General features: G+C 65.3%; 15 protein-coding genes. 8 read left to right on the top strand and 7 right to left on the bottom strand.

Annotated features, from left to right (window positions below):
* Window positions 1-8 precede the first annotated feature (8 nt).
* From DT074_RS11445 to DT074_RS11430, 4 genes are read right to left on the bottom strand one after another with little or no spacing between them, the layout of a single operon-like run.
* Complete coding sequence (locus tag DT074_RS11445) at window positions 9-3086, bottom strand: type I restriction endonuclease subunit R (RefSeq protein ID WP_119419986.1); 3078 nt, start codon at window positions 3084-3086, stop codon at window positions 9-11.
* Window positions 3087-3095: 9 nt separating this feature from the next.
* Window positions 3096-3683: a hypothetical protein gene (locus tag DT074_RS11440; RefSeq protein WP_119419985.1), complete on the bottom strand. Its 588-nt coding sequence runs from the start codon at window positions 3681-3683 to the stop codon at window positions 3096-3098.
* A gap of 2 nt (window positions 3684-3685) precedes the next feature.
* On the bottom strand, window positions 3686-4882 hold the full coding sequence (locus DT074_RS11435) for a restriction endonuclease subunit S (protein WP_119419984.1): 1197 nt from the start codon (window positions 4880-4882) through the stop codon (window positions 3686-3688).
* Complete coding sequence (locus DT074_RS11430; protein ID WP_119419983.1) at window positions 4882-7050, bottom strand: type I restriction-modification system subunit M; 2169 nt, start codon at window positions 7048-7050, stop codon at window positions 4882-4884. The genes DT074_RS11435 and DT074_RS11430 overlap by 1 nt, the downstream gene beginning before the upstream one ends.
* Before the next feature lie 616 nt (window positions 7051-7666).
* Here DT074_RS11430 and DT074_RS11425 point away from each other — a divergent pair.
* The 4 genes from DT074_RS11425 (at window position 7667) to DT074_RS11410 (ending at window position 10298) form a co-directional block, all read left to right on the top strand.
* Window positions 7667-8155, top strand: a complete 489-nt coding sequence (locus DT074_RS11425; protein ID WP_119419982.1) for a DUF4864 domain-containing protein — start codon at window positions 7667-7669, stop codon at window positions 8153-8155.
* A 247-nt stretch (window positions 8156-8402) separates the two neighbouring features.
* On the top strand, window positions 8403-9092 hold the full coding sequence (locus DT074_RS11420; protein ID WP_119419981.1) for a ChrR family anti-sigma-E factor: 690 nt from the start codon (window positions 8403-8405) through the stop codon (window positions 9090-9092).
* A gap of 7 nt (window positions 9093-9099) precedes the next feature.
* Window positions 9100-9915, top strand: a complete 816-nt coding sequence (locus tag DT074_RS11415; protein ID WP_119419980.1) for an SDR family NAD(P)-dependent oxidoreductase — start codon at window positions 9100-9102, stop codon at window positions 9913-9915.
* A complete protein-coding gene (locus tag DT074_RS11410) occupies window positions 9798-10298 on the top strand; it encodes a nuclear transport factor 2 family protein (RefSeq protein ID WP_162914828.1) in 501 nt (166 codons plus the stop codon). The genes DT074_RS11415 and DT074_RS11410 overlap by 118 nt, the downstream gene beginning before the upstream one ends.
* Here DT074_RS11410 and DT074_RS11405 read toward each other — a convergent pair.
* The 3 genes from DT074_RS11405 to DT074_RS11395 all read right to left on the bottom strand — a co-directional run bounded on the left by DT074_RS11405 (window position 10252) and on the right by DT074_RS11395 (window position 13092).
* The gene (locus DT074_RS11405; protein WP_162914827.1) at window positions 10252-11211 is read right to left on the bottom strand and encodes a hypothetical protein; all 960 of its coding nucleotides are present in this window, start codon (window positions 11209-11211) and stop codon (window positions 10252-10254) included. The two genes, DT074_RS11410 and DT074_RS11405, sit on opposite strands and share 47 nt — an antisense overlap.
* A gap of 61 nt (window positions 11212-11272) precedes the next feature.
* Window positions 11273-12136 carry a dienelactone hydrolase family protein gene (locus DT074_RS11400; protein ID WP_119419977.1) on the bottom strand — a complete coding sequence of 288 codons (864 nt, stop codon included), beginning with the start codon at window positions 12134-12136 and terminating at the stop codon, window positions 11273-11275.
* A gap of 104 nt (window positions 12137-12240) precedes the next feature.
* Window positions 12241-13092: a polysaccharide deacetylase family protein gene (locus DT074_RS11395; protein ID WP_119419976.1), complete on the bottom strand. Its 852-nt coding sequence runs from the start codon at window positions 13090-13092 to the stop codon at window positions 12241-12243.
* 82 nt (window positions 13093-13174) lie between these two features.
* Here DT074_RS11395 and DT074_RS11390 point away from each other — a divergent pair, with 82 nt between their 5' ends.
* The 4 genes from DT074_RS11390 to DT074_RS11375 form a co-directional block, all read left to right on the top strand.
* A complete protein-coding gene (locus tag DT074_RS11390; RefSeq protein WP_119419975.1) occupies window positions 13175-13489 on the top strand; it encodes an FtsB family cell division protein in 315 nt (104 codons plus the stop codon).
* A gap of 135 nt (window positions 13490-13624) precedes the next feature.
* Window positions 13625-14635, top strand: a complete 1011-nt coding sequence (pdhA, locus tag DT074_RS11385) for a pyruvate dehydrogenase (acetyl-transferring) E1 component subunit alpha (RefSeq protein ID WP_119419974.1) — start codon at window positions 13625-13627, stop codon at window positions 14633-14635.
* 10 nt (window positions 14636-14645) lie between these two features.
* Window positions 14646-16031, top strand: coding sequence for a pyruvate dehydrogenase complex E1 component subunit beta (locus tag DT074_RS11380; protein ID WP_119419973.1), 1386 nt, complete (start codon window positions 14646-14648; stop codon window positions 16029-16031).
* 17 nt (window positions 16032-16048) lie between these two features.
* A partial coding sequence (locus DT074_RS11375; RefSeq protein WP_119419972.1) for a biotin/lipoyl-containing protein occupies window positions 16049-16629 on the top strand: 581 nt, incomplete at its 3' end.

Raw genomic sequence — 16629 nt, 5'->3', positions numbered from 1 at the left:
GCCGATCTTCACTCAGAATTCTCTGCACCCCGGCGCAGCCGTTCATAGACATCCTTCGCGAGATACTCCTGCGCGGCCTTCCTGAAAGCCGGATCGCTCATGACCCGGTTGAAGATTTCGTCGTTCCCTTCCATGCGCTGGATAAAGAGGTCGTCGAGGATGCGCCCGAAGAACGCCGAGAAGTTCGTCAGATTGTTGGCCTGCGCAGCTTCGACGACCTTCTCATTGTGCTCCGCCGTGGCGCGCACCTGATCGAAGAACAACTGATCCGCTTCGGTGAACGACGTACCGAAGCGCTCGTTCAGGCTGTCGACCAGGGTCGAAAGGGCGACGGTAACGTCTTTGCTGCTCGCCGTGCCAACATCGGTCGGTCCCTTCAGCGGATCGGCCTCGCCGACGCCGAGATCGATCCACCTCTCACCGGCTTCCTGCAGCCGGAAGTATTTCAGGGCGACATCGTCATCCAGCGTGAATTTCCTGCCATCGCCCGGCAACGGCAACTTGGCCGCGAGGTTGCGGACGAAGGCATAGGTCTTCTCAAGGCCTTCGTCGTGATAGGGCATGACCTGCGAGAGAAACGCATAGAGGTTCCGAAAGGCCGAAAGGTGCCCGCGGAACTCCTCCTGAGCGGCTTCCTCGAGCTCCTTAAAGCGTTCGACGCAGCGATCGAGCACGGCGTTCATGATCTTGTGATCCCGCCCGCTATGGTCGCGCTTGCCGCTGAACCAGACGGCGGAGAATTCGCGCATATCGTCGGGCGTGAAGACCGCCGCCTGCAGGAGTTTGTGGCTCAGCTCATTCAGCTTGTGCGGATCGATCAGGTCGCCGATCGGCGTCGCTTCATAGTACGGCTTGAACGCCTTGTAGATCTCGGCTTCCTCGTTCTGGAAATCGAGCACGAAGACCCGCGACTTGCCGGGCGCCGTCCGGTTGAGTCGCGAGAGGGTCTGAACCGCCTGCACCCCCGCCAGCTTCTTCACGACATACATCGTCTGGAGCAAGGGCTGATCGAAGCCGGTCTGGTATTTTTCGGCCACGATGAGAACCCGGTACTCGTCGCTCGCAAAACGCTCCGGCAGTTCCCGTTCCGGAAGCCCGTCGTTCATGCCGACTTCGGTATAGGACGAACCCGGCACATCATCGTCCTCGACGCTTCCGGAGAAGGCAACAAGCGCGCGGATGCCTTGATAACCCTTGTCGCGGATGTAGCGATCGAACGCCTTCTTGTACTTCACCGCCGACAGGCGCGAGCCGGTCACGACCATCGCCTTGGCCCGGCCGCCGAGTTCGCGCATCACCTTCAGCCGAAAGTGCTCGATGATGACGGTAATCACCTGCTCGATATTCACAGGATGCAGTTCGAGAAATCGCCCCAGGGCCTTGGCCGCTTCCCGCTTCGGCACTTCGGGGTCAGCCTCGATCTGCTTCACCAGCCCGAAGAAGCGCTTGTAGGTGACGTAGTTCGCCAGCACGTCGAGGATGAAGCCCTCGTCGATCGCCTGTTTCATCGTGTACTCGTGAAACGGCGATGCGCCGGTCGGGCCGGGCTCATCGAACACGACCTTGGTCTTGTATTTGGGCGTTGCGGTGAAGGCGAAGAAGCTCAGATTCGGCTGACGTGCCCGCTGCATCATCTCTTTCCGAATGCGGGCTTTCGTCTCCTCGGAAAGATCGTCGTCCTCTTCCTCGCCGGCCTGGCTCGCGATGGCGTCGGCAATGCCATCCTTGTTCAGGATGCCTTTGAGCGCCGAGACGGTCTCGCCGGACTGGGAGCTATGCGCCTCATCCACGATCACGGCGAACCGCCTGTCGCGCGTCTCGATGGACACACCTTCGCCTTTGGCCTCCAGCGTTCGGATCGCCTGGCGAATGAAGGGGAACTTCTGGATCGTCGAGATGATGATGGGCGTGCCATTGGCCAGCGCCTTGGCGAGCTGCTGCGTGTCTTCGTCGATCTTCTCGACGACGCCCATCTTGTGCTCGAATTGGTAGATCGTGTTCTGAAGCTGCTGGTCGAGCACGCGCCGGTCGGTGATGACGATGACCGCGTGAAAAACCTTCTCATCCTTGTCGTCGTGCAGCGATGCCAGCCGGTGCGAGAGCCAGGCGATGGTGTTGGACTTGCCGGAGCCCGCGGAGTGCTGGACGAGATAGTTGCGTCCCGCTCCATGCTTCCCGGTATGGGCCACAAGTTTCCGCACGGCGTCGAGCTGATGATAGCGCGGGAAGATCATCGCTTCCTTGCGGATCGTCCGCATGCCCGTCGAGGTCGGAATCGTTCGCTCGGTGACTTCGAGGTGCATGAAGCGCTGCAGGATGTCGAGCAGGCTGTCGGATTGCAGCACCTCGTCCCACAGATAGTGGGTCTTCCAATCGCCCTCGACAGGCGGATTGCCTGCGCCGTTGTTATGGCCACGGTTGAAAGGCAGGAAAACCGTTTCGCTCCCCTTTAACTGCGTTGTCATCCAGATTTCGTCGGGATCGACCGCAAAGTGAACGAGCGTGCGTTCCTTGAAGCGAAACAGCGGGTCGCGCCCGTCGCGGTCGTTCTTGTACTGGGCACAGGCGTCCTCCGCCCGCTGGCCGGTGAGCGGATTCTTCAGTTCCGCGGTGACCACCGGCAATCCGTTCACGGAAAGCACGACATCGATGATGCATTTGCGCTTGCCACCGTCCGGGCGCTTCAGCACCTCGGAGAGGAACCCGACCTGGCGCGTGATCGTGAAGCGGTTGGCAGCGTAGCGCGCCTGTGCCTCAGGATTCATGCCGGTGTTGGGACGGAAATAAGCGAGCCGGAATTGCTTGCCATAGCATTTGAACCCGTGCCGCAGGACACCGAGTGCGCCCTTGGTGGTAAGTTCCTTGGTCAGGCTGTCGAGAACCGTCGCCTCGGTGCGGTCCTTGAGCATGGCTTCGAGTTCCGACCAGCGCGCCGCTTGGCTGGCGCGGATGAACGCGAGGACTTCATCCGGGAAGAGCGCGACGGCGGCGTCGAAAGCCTTGGGGCTGCTCGTTCGATAGCCGCCGGTCGAGGTGAGGCCCACCTCAATCGCCCTCTCGAAAATGAGCTCTGTGTGGCCAGGCATGCATCCCCCTTAAACGGTCCGTACTGAGCCGTTCTCTAACGTATCGAGCGTCAGCCCTTTCAACTGGTCATAGTGATAGTGACGAATGGATGGATCGCGGGCGAGGTATTTCCCCGCTCCGTCAAGATACGGACTCGGATTTTCGTTCTCGGTAACCACAAACTTGCGAACACGAATACCGCGATCATCCCCCGTATACTGACAGATTACGCGTCGCAGACTGGCGCACCAGCTAACACCCGCTTTGAGTTGATCGATGATCGATTGTGCTTCAAGGCTGCGCGACTTGAACTCGAACAGAAAGGCGTTGACATGGCGGTGGAAGCATTGGAAAACGACAAAATCGCACCGCTTGGACCACTGCTTGCCGTTGTCATCCAAGAAGTGAAACAGCGATTCTTTGCGGCCATCTAATTTGATGGCGAAGGCTCTACCCTGAAACGGCAGTATGACTTTGCGGGTAGCCTTCTTCGTCGATCCCTCCGGATAGTACTTCTCGACCAGCGAGACTGCTCCAGTGGTTCCGTCGTCCACAACGTATGCAGGCGCGATGTAGGCGCGGAGATGATCGAAATAGCTGGTGGCATCGAGGGGCATCGTTACGCCTCGATCTGCCCCATGACGGCGGCGGTGATGAGCGCGGAACGATATTCGACTAGGCGCTCTACACTGATCCTGCAGTTCTCCACTACTAGATCAAGCGCGTCGAGGTGCGTGCCGACGTTCGCCTGGATCTGAACCTGCTCCTCCAGCGGCGGAATCCAAACCGGCAGTGACATAAGGTTGTCTTTGGTCAGCTTTGGTTGGGCTGATCCTGAGATGTAAGGATCGAGAGGATACAGCGCCAATTGCGACGTGCAGAACCAGATAGTCAGATCGATGGGGCGCAATATATGCGCGTGGTTGTTCACCCAGTATTGTCCCGACGCGGAGAAGGCGAGCGGCGTTGAACGAGACAGAAGATTGGCGCCATCTTCCGCGACGAGCACGGTCGGAAAGTCAAAAAGAAACTCGTCTACATAATCGATGATACCTGATGCGCCATAATAGGGATAAAGGCGCTCAACGCCTTTTCGAAGCTCCGCAGCAATCGGGACGCGCATCCTGTTTAGATTCTCGACGGCGTAGCGCAGCGAACGCACCTCCCAATGCGCGGGGATTTGGCCAAGCCAGGCGAGGCCGCTGTCCTTCATTGGGACGGCAGGGTCGAGACCCTTCGTGATCGCCCGCGTGGCGATCGCCTGACGCTTCTCGGTCAATCGCGCGAGCAGCGCTTGCTTCTTCGCAATCAGTGCATCGATCCGCGCCGTTCTCTCATCCAAAAAAGCCGAAATGCGCTTTTGGATGTCGAGAGAAGGAAGAGAGATTCGAACGCAGGCTAGGTCATCTCTCGAGAGTTCGACGAAAGTCGTCCCATTCGCGGAGGCGTTGAGTTCCGGCACTCGCGATCTCAACAGATAAAAGAGGTATGGGCCGTGGGTTTCGGCCTGGGGAATAAGCGCTCGGCAGCCCTGATTGAACGCCATCGGCGAAGTCGCAATCGCCATGTGACCGATGGGAGCACGGGTAGATAAGAGAATCGTATCAGGGGGCACCACGTTCAGATTGTTCTCCGCCACGGCCAATGGCGTGATGCTGCGCTTGGTCTCCGAGATAAAATTTCCGGCGAGTCTGCCCAGGTCGTCTGGAGTAGCCCACGCGATGTCTCCGTCCCAATAGGCCGGCTCGCCGCTAGCGGGCGTGCTCCCATTCTTAATCTTCGCGAAGTATCGAAGGGAACCAGAACGGACGCTCATCACGTCAGCCCCTTGAGCAACTCCGCGATCTCGCCTTCGAGTGTGATGATGTCCTTCTCGATATCGGCGAGTGGGCGCGGTGGTTTGTAGACGTAGAAGTGCCGATTGATCGGGATCTCGTAGCCCACCCTGGTCTTGGAATAATCCACCCAGGCGTCGGGCACGTGCGGCAGCACCTCCGCTTCGATGTAGGCGTCGATGGCGGGCTTCATCGCTGCGAGCAGTTCATCATTCGGCATGTCCGGCCCGAATTGCATGGGCAGAGGCAGCTTCGTTCCGCGCGGCAGCGGGATGTTCTCGGTGTCGCGCAATTCGCTGTCTGGCTCTGGCGCGCCCTTGCTGTCACGGCACATTTCCGCTTTCGGATCGCGCTCACCCAGCGCCGCGAAGATAGCCTTCTTCATAGGCGTCGGGAGTTTCCGGCCGGCACGCTTGGCCGCCCTATCGAGATCGGCCTCGAACGCTTCACGGTCCATGTAGCGTCCGCCCTTCGCCAGCGTGGCGAGCATGACGCGAATGGCGTCTTGCTCTTCCTGACCTGCCTTCTCTTCGGCAGCGGCGGCCTCGGCGTCCTTGCGCTTCTTCGATACGGCGAGATTGGCGAAGGCCGTTTGGTCGTCCAGGCGCGCGATGCGCTCCGGCGTCGCTTCGAAATTTTGGCGCAAGGGGCGCTCGACCGTCACTTTGAGAAAGCCGAACTCGGGGTTCTCGAAGATGCGCGAGACAACGCGCTCCTCCCGCTCACCGTTGATCTGGACGCGCTCCTTTTCGCCATCCCGGAAGTTGCCGTAGATTTCCGTCAGGCGGTCGATATGCGCTTCGGAGAGTTCGTTCCGCTTGTTGTTGAGGCTCTTCTTCATCTTCTGGAAGAAGCGCGTGCCGTCGATGAGCTGAACCTTGCCGCGGCGCTCGGGCTTCTTGCGGTTTGTCACTAGCCAGACGTAAGTGAAAATGCCGGTGTTGTAGAAAAGCTGGTCCGGTAGTGCGACGATGGCGTCCAACCAATCGTTCTCGATGATCCAACGCCGGATGTTCGAGGGGCCGGAGCCCGCATCGCCGCTGAAGAGCGGCGAGCCGTTGAAGATGATCGCGATCTTCGAGCCGTCCCCGCCGTTTTCGGGCGAGGGGTGCATCTTCGAGATCATGTGCTGAAGGAAAAGCAGCGAGCCGTCATTGATGGCCGGCAGGCCCGCGCCGAAGCGTCCGCCGAAGCCGAGCTCCTCATGCTCCTTGGTGACGACCTTTTGCTGGTCCTTCCATTCCACGCCGAAGGGCGGGTTGGCGAACATGAAGTGGAACTGCCGGCCCTGGAAGCCGTCAAACGTCTTGCCATCGCCCAGCGTGTCGCCCAGGACGATGTGATCTGTCTCTTCGTCCTTAATGAGCATGTCCGAGCAACAGATCGCCCAGGACTCGTCGTTGTATTCCTGGCCATAGAGACCTAGGTTCGCGGCCTGGTTGCCCGCGCGGATCGTCTCCTCCGAGACGGAGAGCATGCCGCCCGTGCCGCAGGCGGGATCGTAGATCTCGCGGTAGACGCCGGGCCTGTAGACATCTTCCTCGCCCGTGTAGACGAGGTGCGTCATCAGGCGGATGACCTCGCGCGGCGTGAAGTGGTCTCCCGCTTCCTCGTTGGCTTGTTCGTTGAAGCGCATGACGAGGTGCTCGAAGACGTAACCCATTTCCAGATTGCTGATCCGGTTGGGGTGCAGGTCGATCTCCGACATCGCCTTGACGATGTTGAAGAGGCGGTTGCTGGCATCGAGCTTTTCGATCTGCTCGCCGAACTTGAACTTCTCGAAGATGCGCCGCGCGGTGTCGGAGTAGCCGTTGATGTAGGCGACGAGGTTGGGCGCGATGTTCTCGCTGTCGCCGAGCAGCTTTCCGAAGGTATAGGGGCTGGTGTTGTAGAGCGGCTGCTTGCGCTTCGCGTCGACCACCTTGGTCAGGAGGCGGGGCAGCGCGTTCTCGGCCGTCTTCGCCGCGACAAGCCGCTTGTGTTCATCCAGAACCGCGTCCTTGGTGGGTTCGAGAACGCAGTCGAAGCGGCGCAGAACCACCATTGGCAACATGACGAGCCGGTACTGCGGCGGGCGATAGGGTCCCCGAAGACGGTTCGCAATTTCCCAGATCTTGCCGGCTATTTCCTTATGCCGTTCGCTTAGCACGTGATCCCCGGTTCTGTCGGTTCATGAGTGATGCCGAAGCAGAGGCCGTGCTGCCGTGTTCCGGCTCGCACTGCTTCGGACAGTGGCCCCCTTCGTCTTTGGCGCCCCCGCCCAGAACAGTAGCAACCATCGCGGGCGCGCGCCTACTGGCATAGGCCGGCCATCGATCGCAACCTCGCTGGCCAAGCTTCAGAACAGCCGGCATGCCACGCGCCCTTGATTTACCTCTATGTACAATATATAATCCGCGGTTCGTCCGATCCCGGACCCGCTCTTTTGATGTGTGCAGAGAGTCCGCAGACAGTCCGAAACTCAGTCGGGCAGGCGCAGATGGCGCGCGTACTGACCCCGGGGATCACTCCGAAAATTATTTTCCTATTCAATCAGATACTTATCTGAAGGGTGCGCCCCCCATCATAGGATTCCATTGGCTCCCATAGGCAATCATAGGACGCCATAGGCAATCATAGGCTCCCATAGGCCGCCACAGGCTTTCATTGGCCGCCATAGGCAGCCATAGGCGCAAGATGCAAACCCGCCGGCCCTGTCCGCGCCGCATCCGGCCGCGCCGCGCCGGCGTATAATGAGATCGAAGGTCGCCCGAAGGGGGTGGGTCATGCGCAAGCTGGTCAGGCGCAAGTTCAAGGCCGCGCTGGCGGCGCTCGCTTTTCTGTCGCTCGCCGCCGGGGCCGCCGGCGCCTTGACGGTGGCGGCCGGCCTGCCCGCCGCTTTCGCCGCCGAGGCCGAGCTCTCCGGGGCGGACCGTGCCGCCATCGAGCGCACCATCCGCGGCCAGATCGAGGCCTTCGGGCGCGACGATGCCGCCGCCGCCTTCGCCTTCGCCGCGCCGGCGATCCGCGAGATGTTCGGCACGCCGGAGAACTTCCTCGGCATGGTGCGGAACGGATACGCCGCGGTCTACCGCCCGCGCGAGGTCGAGTTCCGCGCGCTCGTCACCGTGGCGGAGATCGTGGTGCAACAGGTGCTGGTGGTCGGGCCCGACGGCCGGGCCCAGATCGCCCTCTACACCATGGAGCGCCAGGCCGACGGCACCTGGCGCATCAACGGCTGCTCCCTGGTCGCCTCGCCGGAGAAGGCGATCTGAGCCGGGCGGCCGAGAGGGAACAGATACGCCGCGGAACAGATGCGCCGCGGAACAGATGCGCCGCGGAACAGATGCGCCGCCGGACGGGTGGGCGAGGGGAACAGAAGCGCCGCCCCGGCCGGCTCCGGCGCTTGGGAGGGAGAAGAGGAACAGATGCGCCGCCGCAGTGATCCAATCCGCCCATCCGGGCGTAAGGCTGTGTAACCCTGGGGCTTCGGCCCCTTCGAGCGAGTGACGAGCCTTCTCCATGGTGGCAGCAGCAATCCCACAATTCCGGCCCGGCGGCCAGCCGGCGCACCACCTCTCCGAGGAGCTGCTGCTCGCCTATGCCACCGGCGGGCTGAGCGAGGCGGTGGCGCTGGTCGCCGCGGCGCATCTCACCCTCTGCCCGTCCTGCCGGGCCGAGCTCGCCCGGGCCCAGGCCATCGGCGGCGCGCTGGTCGAGGCGACCCCGCCGGTCGCCATGCAGGCCGGCGCGCTGGACCGGCTGCTTGCCCGGCTCGACCAGCCGGCCCCGCCGGCGGAGGAGCGGCTCACCGCCGGCTCCCGCGACCGCGACATCCCCGGCCCGCTCCGCGCCTATCTGCCGGCCGACGCGGAGAACCTGCCCTGGCGCAAGGTCATCGCCGGCCTCTACGAGTACAAGCTCGACCTGCCCGGCCACCAGGGCATGGCCAGCCTGCTCCGCATCATCCCCGGCAAGGCGATGCCCCAGCACACCCATCGCGGCCATGAGATGACGCTCGTGCTGCGCGGCGATTTCGACGACAAGACCGGCCATTACGGCGCCGGCGACCTCGCCCTGACCGACGATACGGTCGACCACCAGCCGGTCGCCGGGGCGCATGCCGATTGCATCGCGCTCGCCGTCACCGACGCGCCGCTCAAGTTGACTGGCACTTTCGGCCGGCTGCTCAACCCCTTCATCCGATTCTAGTTTCGGCATGGCGACGGCTCCCGCTCGCGTCGCCTGGGTCACCGGGGCCAGTTCCGGCATCGGCCGCGCCGTGGCGCTGCAACTGGCCCGCGAAGGCTGGCGGGTCGCGGCCAGCGCCCGGGGTGCCGACGCCCTCGCCGGGCTCGCCGCCGAGGCGCCGCGCGGCACCGTCGCGGCCTATCCGCTCGACGTCACCGACGGGCCGGCCCTGCATGCCGTCGTGGCGGAGATCGAGCGCGCGCTCGGCCCGATCGACCGCGCCGTGCTCAATGCCGGCACCCACAAGCCGGTCACCGCCGACCGGTTCAGCGCGGCGCCGTTCAAGGCGCTCTTGCAGACCAACGTGATCGGCACCGTGCACGGGCTCGAGGCGCTGATCCCGCCGATGCAGGGCCGGGGGCGCGGCCAGATCGCCGTGGTCGCCTCGGTCGCCGGCTGGCGCGGCCTGCCCACCGCCGCGGCCTATGGCGCCAGCAAGGCGGCGCTGATCAATATGGCCGAGGCGCTGCGGCCGGAGCTCGCGGCGCTCGGCATCGACCTCCGCCTGGTCAATCCCGGCTTCGTCGAAACGCCGCTCACTGCCAAGAACCGCTTCCCGATGCCGTTCCTCATTTCGGCCGAGGCCGCCGCCGACCGGATCTGCCGCGGCCTCGACGGCTCGGGCTTCGAGATCAGCTTCCCCCGACGCTTCACCTGGGTGCTCAAGTGCCTGCGGATCCTGCCCTACCGCCTCTACTTCCCGATCATCCGGCGGAGGACGGGGCTCGGGCCCGCCGGCTCGACGCGGCGCTCCGGGCTTACGCGGCCTTCTTCCTCGGCCTGACCCCCGCGACGCTCGACGGCCTGCGCGGCCTCTGCGACCCGGACGTTCATTTCCGCGACCCGTTCAACGACGTCGCCGGGATCGACCGCATGATCGAGGTGTTCCAGTCGGGCTTCGAGGACACGAGGTCGATGCGGTTCGAGGTGATCGACCTCGCCCGGCGCGGCCCGCGCGGCTTCATCCTCTGGCGCATGCATTTCCGGCCCCGGCGCTTCGGCGGCGCGGCGGATTGGCGGGTCGAGGGCGTCAGCGAGGTGCACCTGACGGCCGAGGGCAAGGTCGCCGTGCATCTCGACCACTGGGATTCCGGCGCCCAGTTCTACGCCCGGCTGCCGCTCATCGGCTGGCTGATCCGCTCGGTCCGCCGCCGCCTGCAGCACTGAGCCGGCGGTACAGCGGCGCCAGCAGCGCCGGCAGCATGTACATCGGGAACTGCGCCATGGCGAAGTAGAACAGGATCGCCGGGTCGCCGCGGTCGGCCAGCGCCACCAGCACCAGGCCCATATTGCGGTTGCCGGTGGCGAGCCCGATGGTCAGCGCCGGCTGCGTTCCGAGCCAGAGCGTCGCCACCGCGCCGACCGCCTGCAGGATCAGGTTCGCCGCGAAGGCGCAGGCGATGGTCAGCGCGGCGAAGCCCGGCCGGGCGGCTATCGTCTCGGTGACGCCGGCCATGATGCCGAGCGCGAAGCCCATCAGCGACAGGACGGCGATGCCGTCGAACCGCTTGCCGTTGCGCTGGATCCAGGCCTGCGGGATCAGCCGGCGGAGCAGCAGCGCTAGCGCGAACGGCGCGCCGACCAAGAGCCCGAGCCGGCCCATCAGCTCGGCTGCCGGCAGGTTCACCTCCAGTCCGAGCAGGCCGAGCGCCAGCGGCGGCAGGGTCAGCGGCACGACCAGGGTCCCGACCACCACGACCACGACGGCGAGCGCCGCGTCGAGCCCGAGGATGAAGGCGAGCGCCGGCGCGGAGACCAAGGGCGGCGCCGCCGCCATCAGCACGATCCCGGCGCGCAGCCCCTCCGGCAGGCCGAGCGGCGCGGTGGCGAGTGCCACCAGCACCGGCGAGATGACGACGAACCAGGCGGTCAGCGCCGCCACCAGCCCGACCCGCCGCCCGTAGCGCACCGCGGCGCCGAGATCGAGCCGCATCAGCGCGATCACCAGCGGGATGACCAGCCCCGGGATCAGCCACGGCCGGGCCAGCGCGGCGAGCCCCGGCAGCGCCAGCGCCAGCAGCACGCTGCCGAACATGAAGCGCGTCGCGTGCCGGCCGAGGAATTCGAGGAGCAGGATCACGGCGGACATAGAAAAAGGGCGGCCCGAATGGGCCGCCCTCACCCTAGCAACGGTGCGTGGCTCAGGCGACGCCGTGCTTCTTGAACCAGGCGAGTGCGCGCTTCCAGCCGTCCTCGGCCGGCTCCTTGCGGTAGCTCGGGCGATAGTCCGCGTGGAAGGCGTGCGGCGCGTCCTTGTAGGTGACGATCTCGTCCGCCTTGCCGGCCGCCTTCAGCGCGGCCCGCATCTTCTCGACGCTGGCCATCGGGATGCCCGCATCGGCCTCGCCATAAAGGCCGAGCACCGCGCCGCGCATCTTCGCCACCTGATCGATCGGATGCGTCGGGTTGATCGGGCTCGGCGTGCCTTCGAGCCGGCCATACCAGGCGACGCCGGCATCGACGTTCGGGTTGTGCGCGGTGTAGAGCCAGACGATGCGCCCGCCCCAGCAGAAGCCGGTGATGGCGAGCTTGTCGGTATTGCCGCTGCCGGTCGACTTGGCCCAGGCGACGGCGCTGTCGAGATCGGCCATCACCTCTTGGTCCGGCACCTTGCCCATGGCGGCGCGGGCGGCATCCATGCTGTTCAGCGCCTTTACATCGGCATGGCGGGCGTAGAGCTCCGGCGCGATCGCCATATAGCCTTCCTTGGCGAAGCGGCGGCAGGTGTCCTTGATGTATTCGTGGACGCCGAAAATCTCCTGCACCACCAGCACGACGGGGAAGGGCCCGCCGCTGGCCGGCATGGCGCGGTAGGCCGGCAGCTTGCCGCCGGCGACCGGAATCTCCACCTCGCCGGCGGTCAGGCCGGTGGCGGGCGTCGAGATCGCCGTCTGCGCCTGCACCGGCCCGGCGGCGACGGTGAAGCCCGCGATCAGCGTCGTGGTGAGAAAACCGCGTCGGTTCGGCGCGGCCAGCGGCCGCAAGCTCAACAGATCCGCATCCATGCGTGAAGTCCTCCTTGGTCGAGACGCATAGCCCCAGCCGACACTAACGCCGGCCAGGCGCGTCTCTTCCGCCGGGACCGCCTCTCACGGATATTTGTGCCGGCTCACTCCGCGGCGGCGCGACGACCCTCCAACCGGCCGCGCGCCTCCACCGCGGCTTCCTCCATGGTGAGGAAGACGGCGCCCCTTGCTTTCAGGTGCCGGATCAGGCGGTCCAGCATCTTCATGCGGTGGCCGCGGCCGATGACGAAGGGATGGAAGGTGTAGGTCAGGATGCCCCAGTCGAGGATCTCGGTCAGGTAGTCGAAGTCGTCCGACCAGTTGCGCAGCACGCCGTCGGCCGTCTGCAGGCCCGGCAGCACGCCGCGCTTGAAAATCTGGAACTCGAAATGCGGGTAGTCGTCGAGGCTCCAGCTGATCGGCATTTCGAGCAGGTTGGTCGGCCGGCCCAGCACCGCCGGCTGATCCGCCGGGTACTGGTCGCCCTCACGGGCGAAATAGGGCAGGTAGTCGTGCCCCATCATGCTGCTGTCGTAGTCGAAGCCGTGCGCGAGCAGGAGCTCGACCGTATGCGGGCTCAGATCCCAGGCCGGCGAGCGGTAGCCGCGCGCGAACCGCCCGGTCAGCTTCCGGATCGCCTCGTTGGCGCGCGTGAGCTCGGCCTCCTCGCCGGCCCGGTCCAGGCTCGCCGGCGCGATATGCCGCCAGCCGTGATGGCCGATCTCGTGCCCCGCCTGGTGGATGGCGCGGCAGATCTCCGGGAAGGTCTCGAGCGTATGGCCGGGCACGAACCAGCTGCCGCGGATGCCGTGGGCACCCAGCAGATCGACCAGGCGCGGCGCCGCGACGGTGCCGAACTCGCCGCGCGACATCGCCGTCGGCGTCACCGTGCCGCGCGCGATCGGCAGCGACAGCGCGTCGAAATCGAACGACAGGCAGACGATGTGGCGCGGCATCTGAGGCTTCTCCCAAAAAGATCCCGCAATCTTACGCAGGCGATGTTGACCCGGCGAATCGACCGTGATTCATTCGAGTCGCATGCTGATCATCCATGAGATCCGCCGCCGGCTGCGCGGCGTCATTGTCCCGGTGCTGTGCGCCGGGATGATCGGCTATTTCGGCTACCATATGGTCGAGGGCGATCGCGGCCTGAAAGCCTATGCCCGGCTGTCGGCGGAGATCGGCCGGGCGGAAACCGCCTATGCCTCCGTCTCGGAGGAGCGGCTCAAGCTCGAGCGCCGGGTCAAGCTCTTGCGCAGCACCTCGCTCGACCTCGACATGCTGGACGAGCAGTCCCGCCGCGTCCTCGACCTGATCGGCCCCGACGAGGTGGTCATCGTCGATCGGCGCTGATTAACTCGATTTCAGTTAATTCAAGCAACTTGCCTTCCCCCGGCGGTTCAGGGTGAACTGACACCGCCGCGCCCGCATTGAGCAAGGCCGCCCCGGATCAAGGGCGTGAAGCGCTAGGGAGGAGGTTCCGGTCCCATGGCTCGTGCCGCCAGGAAGGCCGAAGCGACCGAAGTCGCGCCGGCCGCCGAGAAGGAGCTTTTGCTCAAATATTACAGGGACATGCTGCTCATCCGCCGGTTCGAGGAGAAGGCCGGCCAGATGTACGGCATGGGCCTGATCGGCGGCTTCTGCCACCTCTATATCGGGCAGGAAGCGGTCGTCGTCGGCGTGCAGGCCGCGCTGGAGCCGGGCGACCGGGTCATCACCAGCTACCGCGATCACGGCCACATGCTGGCGACCGGCATGAGCGCCCGCGGAGTGCTGGCCGAACTCACCGGGCGGATCGGCGGCTATTCCAAGGGCAAGGGCGGCTCGATGCACATGTTCAGCCGCGAGAAGCAGTTCTTCGGCGGCCACGGCATCGTCGGCGCCCAGGTGCCGCTCGGCACCGGGCTCGCCTTCGCGCAGAAATACGACGGCACCGACCGCGTCACCTGCTGCTATTTCGGCGACGGCTCGGCCAACCAGGGCCAGGTCTACGAGAGCTTCAACATGGCCGAGCTCTGGAAGCTGCCGGTGATCTACATCATCGAGAACAACCAGTACGCCATGGGCACCTCGGTGAAGCGTTCCAGCGCGCAGGCGGAGTTCTATCGCCGCGGCGAAAGCTTCAACCTGCCCGGCAGGCCGGTGGACGGCATGGACGTGCTGGCGGTGCGCGCGGCCGCGGACGAGGCGGTGGCGCATTGCCGCGCCGGCAAGGGGCCGATGATCCTGGAGATGAAGACCTATCGCTATCGCGGCCACTCGATGTCCGACCCGCAGAAATACCGCGCCAAGGACGAAGTGCAGCGCATGCGGGCCGAGCACGACCCGATCGACCAGATCCGCCGCCGCATCCTGGAGGGCGGCGCGGCAACCGAGGACGCGCTGAAAGAGATCGACAAGGAGGTGCGCGCTGTCGTGACCGATGCCGCCGACTTTGCGCAGGAGAGTCCGGAGCCGGATCCCTCCGAGCTCTGGACCGACGTCTACATAGAGGCCTGAGGGGGCGGGGATGCCGATCGAGATTCTGATGCCGGCGCTGTCGCCGACCATGACCGAGGGCAAGCTCGCCAAGTGGATGGTCAAGGAGGGCGACCAGGTCAAGCCGGGCGACATCATCGCCGAGATCGAGACCGACAAGGCTACGATGGAAGTGGAGGCGGTGGACGAAGGCACCGTCGCCAGGCTGCTGGTCGAGGAGGGCGCCGAGGGCATCGCGGTCAACACGCCGATCGCGACACTGGCCGGGGAAGGCGAGGATGCCGGTGCCGCCGCCAAGGCGCCGGCGCCGAAGGCTGAGGCGCCGAAGCAGCCGCCAGCCGAGCCCGCGGCGAAGCCGGCCGCTGCGCTGAAGGCAAAGCCCGCCACGGTCGACCTGCCGATGGGCGCGCCGGACTATCCGGAAGGAACCAAGACCCGCACCATCACGGTGCGCGAGGCACTGCGCGACGCCATGGCCGAGGAGATGCGGCGCGACGCGAAAGTCTTCCTGATCGGCGAAGAGGTCGCCGAATATCAGGGCGCCTACAAGGTGAGCCAGGGCCTGCTCGAGGAGTTCGGGCCGCGGCGGGTGATCGACACGCCGATCACCGAACAGGGCTTCGCCGGTCTCGGTGTCGGCGCGGCCTATGCCGGCTTGCGGCCGATCGTCGAGTTCATGACCTTCAACTTCTCCATGCAGGCGATCGACCAGCTGGTGAACTCGGCGGCGAAGACGCTCTACATGTCGGGCGGCCAGCAATCGAGCCCGATCGTGTTCCGCGGCCCGAACGGCGCCGCCGCCCGCGTCGCGGCGCAGCATTCGCAATGCTACGCCTCGTGGTACGCGCATATCCCCGGCCTGAAGGTGATCGCGCCGTGGTCGGCGGCGGATGCCAAGGGCCTGCTGAAGGCGGCGATCCGCGATCCCAACCCGGTGATCTTCCTCGAGAACGAGGTGCTGTACGGGCGCACTTTCGAGGTGCCGGAGATCGATGATTTCGTGCTGCCGATCGGCAAGGCGAAGATCGAACGGCCGGGCAGCGACGTCACAATCGTCGCCTTCTCCATCATGGTGGGCAAGGCGATGGAAGCGGCGGAAGCCCTGGCGAAGGAAGGCATCGAGGCAGAGGTGATCAACCTCCGCACGCTCCGCCCGCTCGACACCGCGACGATCATCGCCTCGGTGAAGAAGACCAACCGCATCGTCACGGCGGAGGAGGGCTGGGCCTATGCCGGCATCGGCGCCGAGATCGCCGCCGCGGTGACGGCCGAGGCCTTCGATTGGCTCGACGCGCCGCCGGCCCGCGTCGCCGGCGCCGATGTGCCGATGCCCTATGCGGCCAATCTCGAGAAGCTCGCGCTGCCGCAGGTGGAGGACATCGTCGCCGCGGCGAAACAGGTCTGCTACCGGGCGTAAGGCGGGGGAGAACAGCGATGTCGATCACCATCACCATGCCCGCCCTCTCGCCGACCATGACCGAGGGCAAGCTCGCCAAGTGGATGGTCAAGGAAGGCGACAAGGTGAGCCCCGGCGACATCATCGCCGAGATCGAGACCGACAAGGCGACCATGGAGGTCGAGGCGGTCGACGAAGGCACCGTCGCCAGGATCCTGGTCGCCGAAGGCACCGAGGGCGTCGCCGTCAACGCGCCGATCGCCATGCTGGCGGAAGAGGGCGAGGATGTCGGCGCCGCGGCCAAGGCCTCGCAGGCGAAGGCTCCGCCGGCGAAAGTCGCCGAAGAGAAGCCAGCCGATATTAAAGCACCGCCGCCGGCGGCGAAGCCTGCCGCCGCGCAAGCGGCGCCGGCGGCCGCAGCGGCGCGTGACGGCGGCCGCATCTTCGTCTCGCCGCTCGCGAAGCGGATGGCGGAGCAGGCCGGCATCGACCTCGCGGCGCTTGCCGGATCCGGCCCGAACGGCCGCATCGTCAAGGCCGATATCGACGCGGCGCTGGCCGGCGGGGCGCCCAAAGCGGCGCCGAGGCCCGCGGCTGCGGCGCCGGCCGCCGCGCCTGC

This window comes from Desertibaculum subflavum (assembly GCA_003576705.1).
Classification (GTDB): Bacteria; Pseudomonadota; Alphaproteobacteria; order Ferrovibrionales; family Ferrovibrionaceae; genus Desertibaculum; species Desertibaculum subflavum.
The sequence above is the reverse complement of the archived record's forward strand: the minus strand, read 5'-3'. Positions and strand labels throughout refer to the sequence as shown.

Bases quoted from the DNA above. Each gene is read 5' to 3' on its own strand.
- DT074_RS11445 (WP_119419986.1), bottom strand. From the start codon at position 3,086: ATGCCTGGCCACACAGAGCTCATTTTCGAGAGGGCGATTGAGGTGGGC.
- DT074_RS11440 (WP_119419985.1), bottom strand. From the start codon at position 3,683: ATGCCCCTCGATGCCACCAGCTATTTCGATCATCTCCGCGCCTACATC.
- DT074_RS11435 (WP_119419984.1), bottom strand. From the start codon at position 4,882: ATGAGCGTCCGTTCTGGTTCCCTTCGATACTTCGCGAAGATTAAGAAT.
- DT074_RS11425 (WP_119419982.1), top strand. From the start codon at position 7,667: ATGCGCAAGCTGGTCAGGCGCAAGTTCAAGGCCGCGCTGGCGGCGCTC.
- DT074_RS11420 (WP_119419981.1), top strand. From the start codon at position 8,403: ATGGTGGCAGCAGCAATCCCACAATTCCGGCCCGGCGGCCAGCCGGCG.
- DT074_RS11415 (WP_119419980.1), top strand. From the start codon at position 9,100: ATGGCGACGGCTCCCGCTCGCGTCGCCTGGGTCACCGGGGCCAGTTCC.
- DT074_RS11400 (WP_119419977.1), bottom strand. From the start codon at position 12,136: ATGGATGCGGATCTGTTGAGCTTGCGGCCGCTGGCCGCGCCGAACCGA.
- DT074_RS11395 (WP_119419976.1), bottom strand. From the start codon at position 13,092: ATGCCGCGCCACATCGTCTGCCTGTCGTTCGATTTCGACGCGCTGTCG.
- DT074_RS11390 (WP_119419975.1), top strand. From the start codon at position 13,175: ATGCTGATCATCCATGAGATCCGCCGCCGGCTGCGCGGCGTCATTGTC.
- pdhA (WP_119419974.1), top strand. From the start codon at position 13,625: ATGGCTCGTGCCGCCAGGAAGGCCGAAGCGACCGAAGTCGCGCCGGCC.
- DT074_RS11380 (WP_119419973.1), top strand. From the start codon at position 14,646: ATGCCGATCGAGATTCTGATGCCGGCGCTGTCGCCGACCATGACCGAG.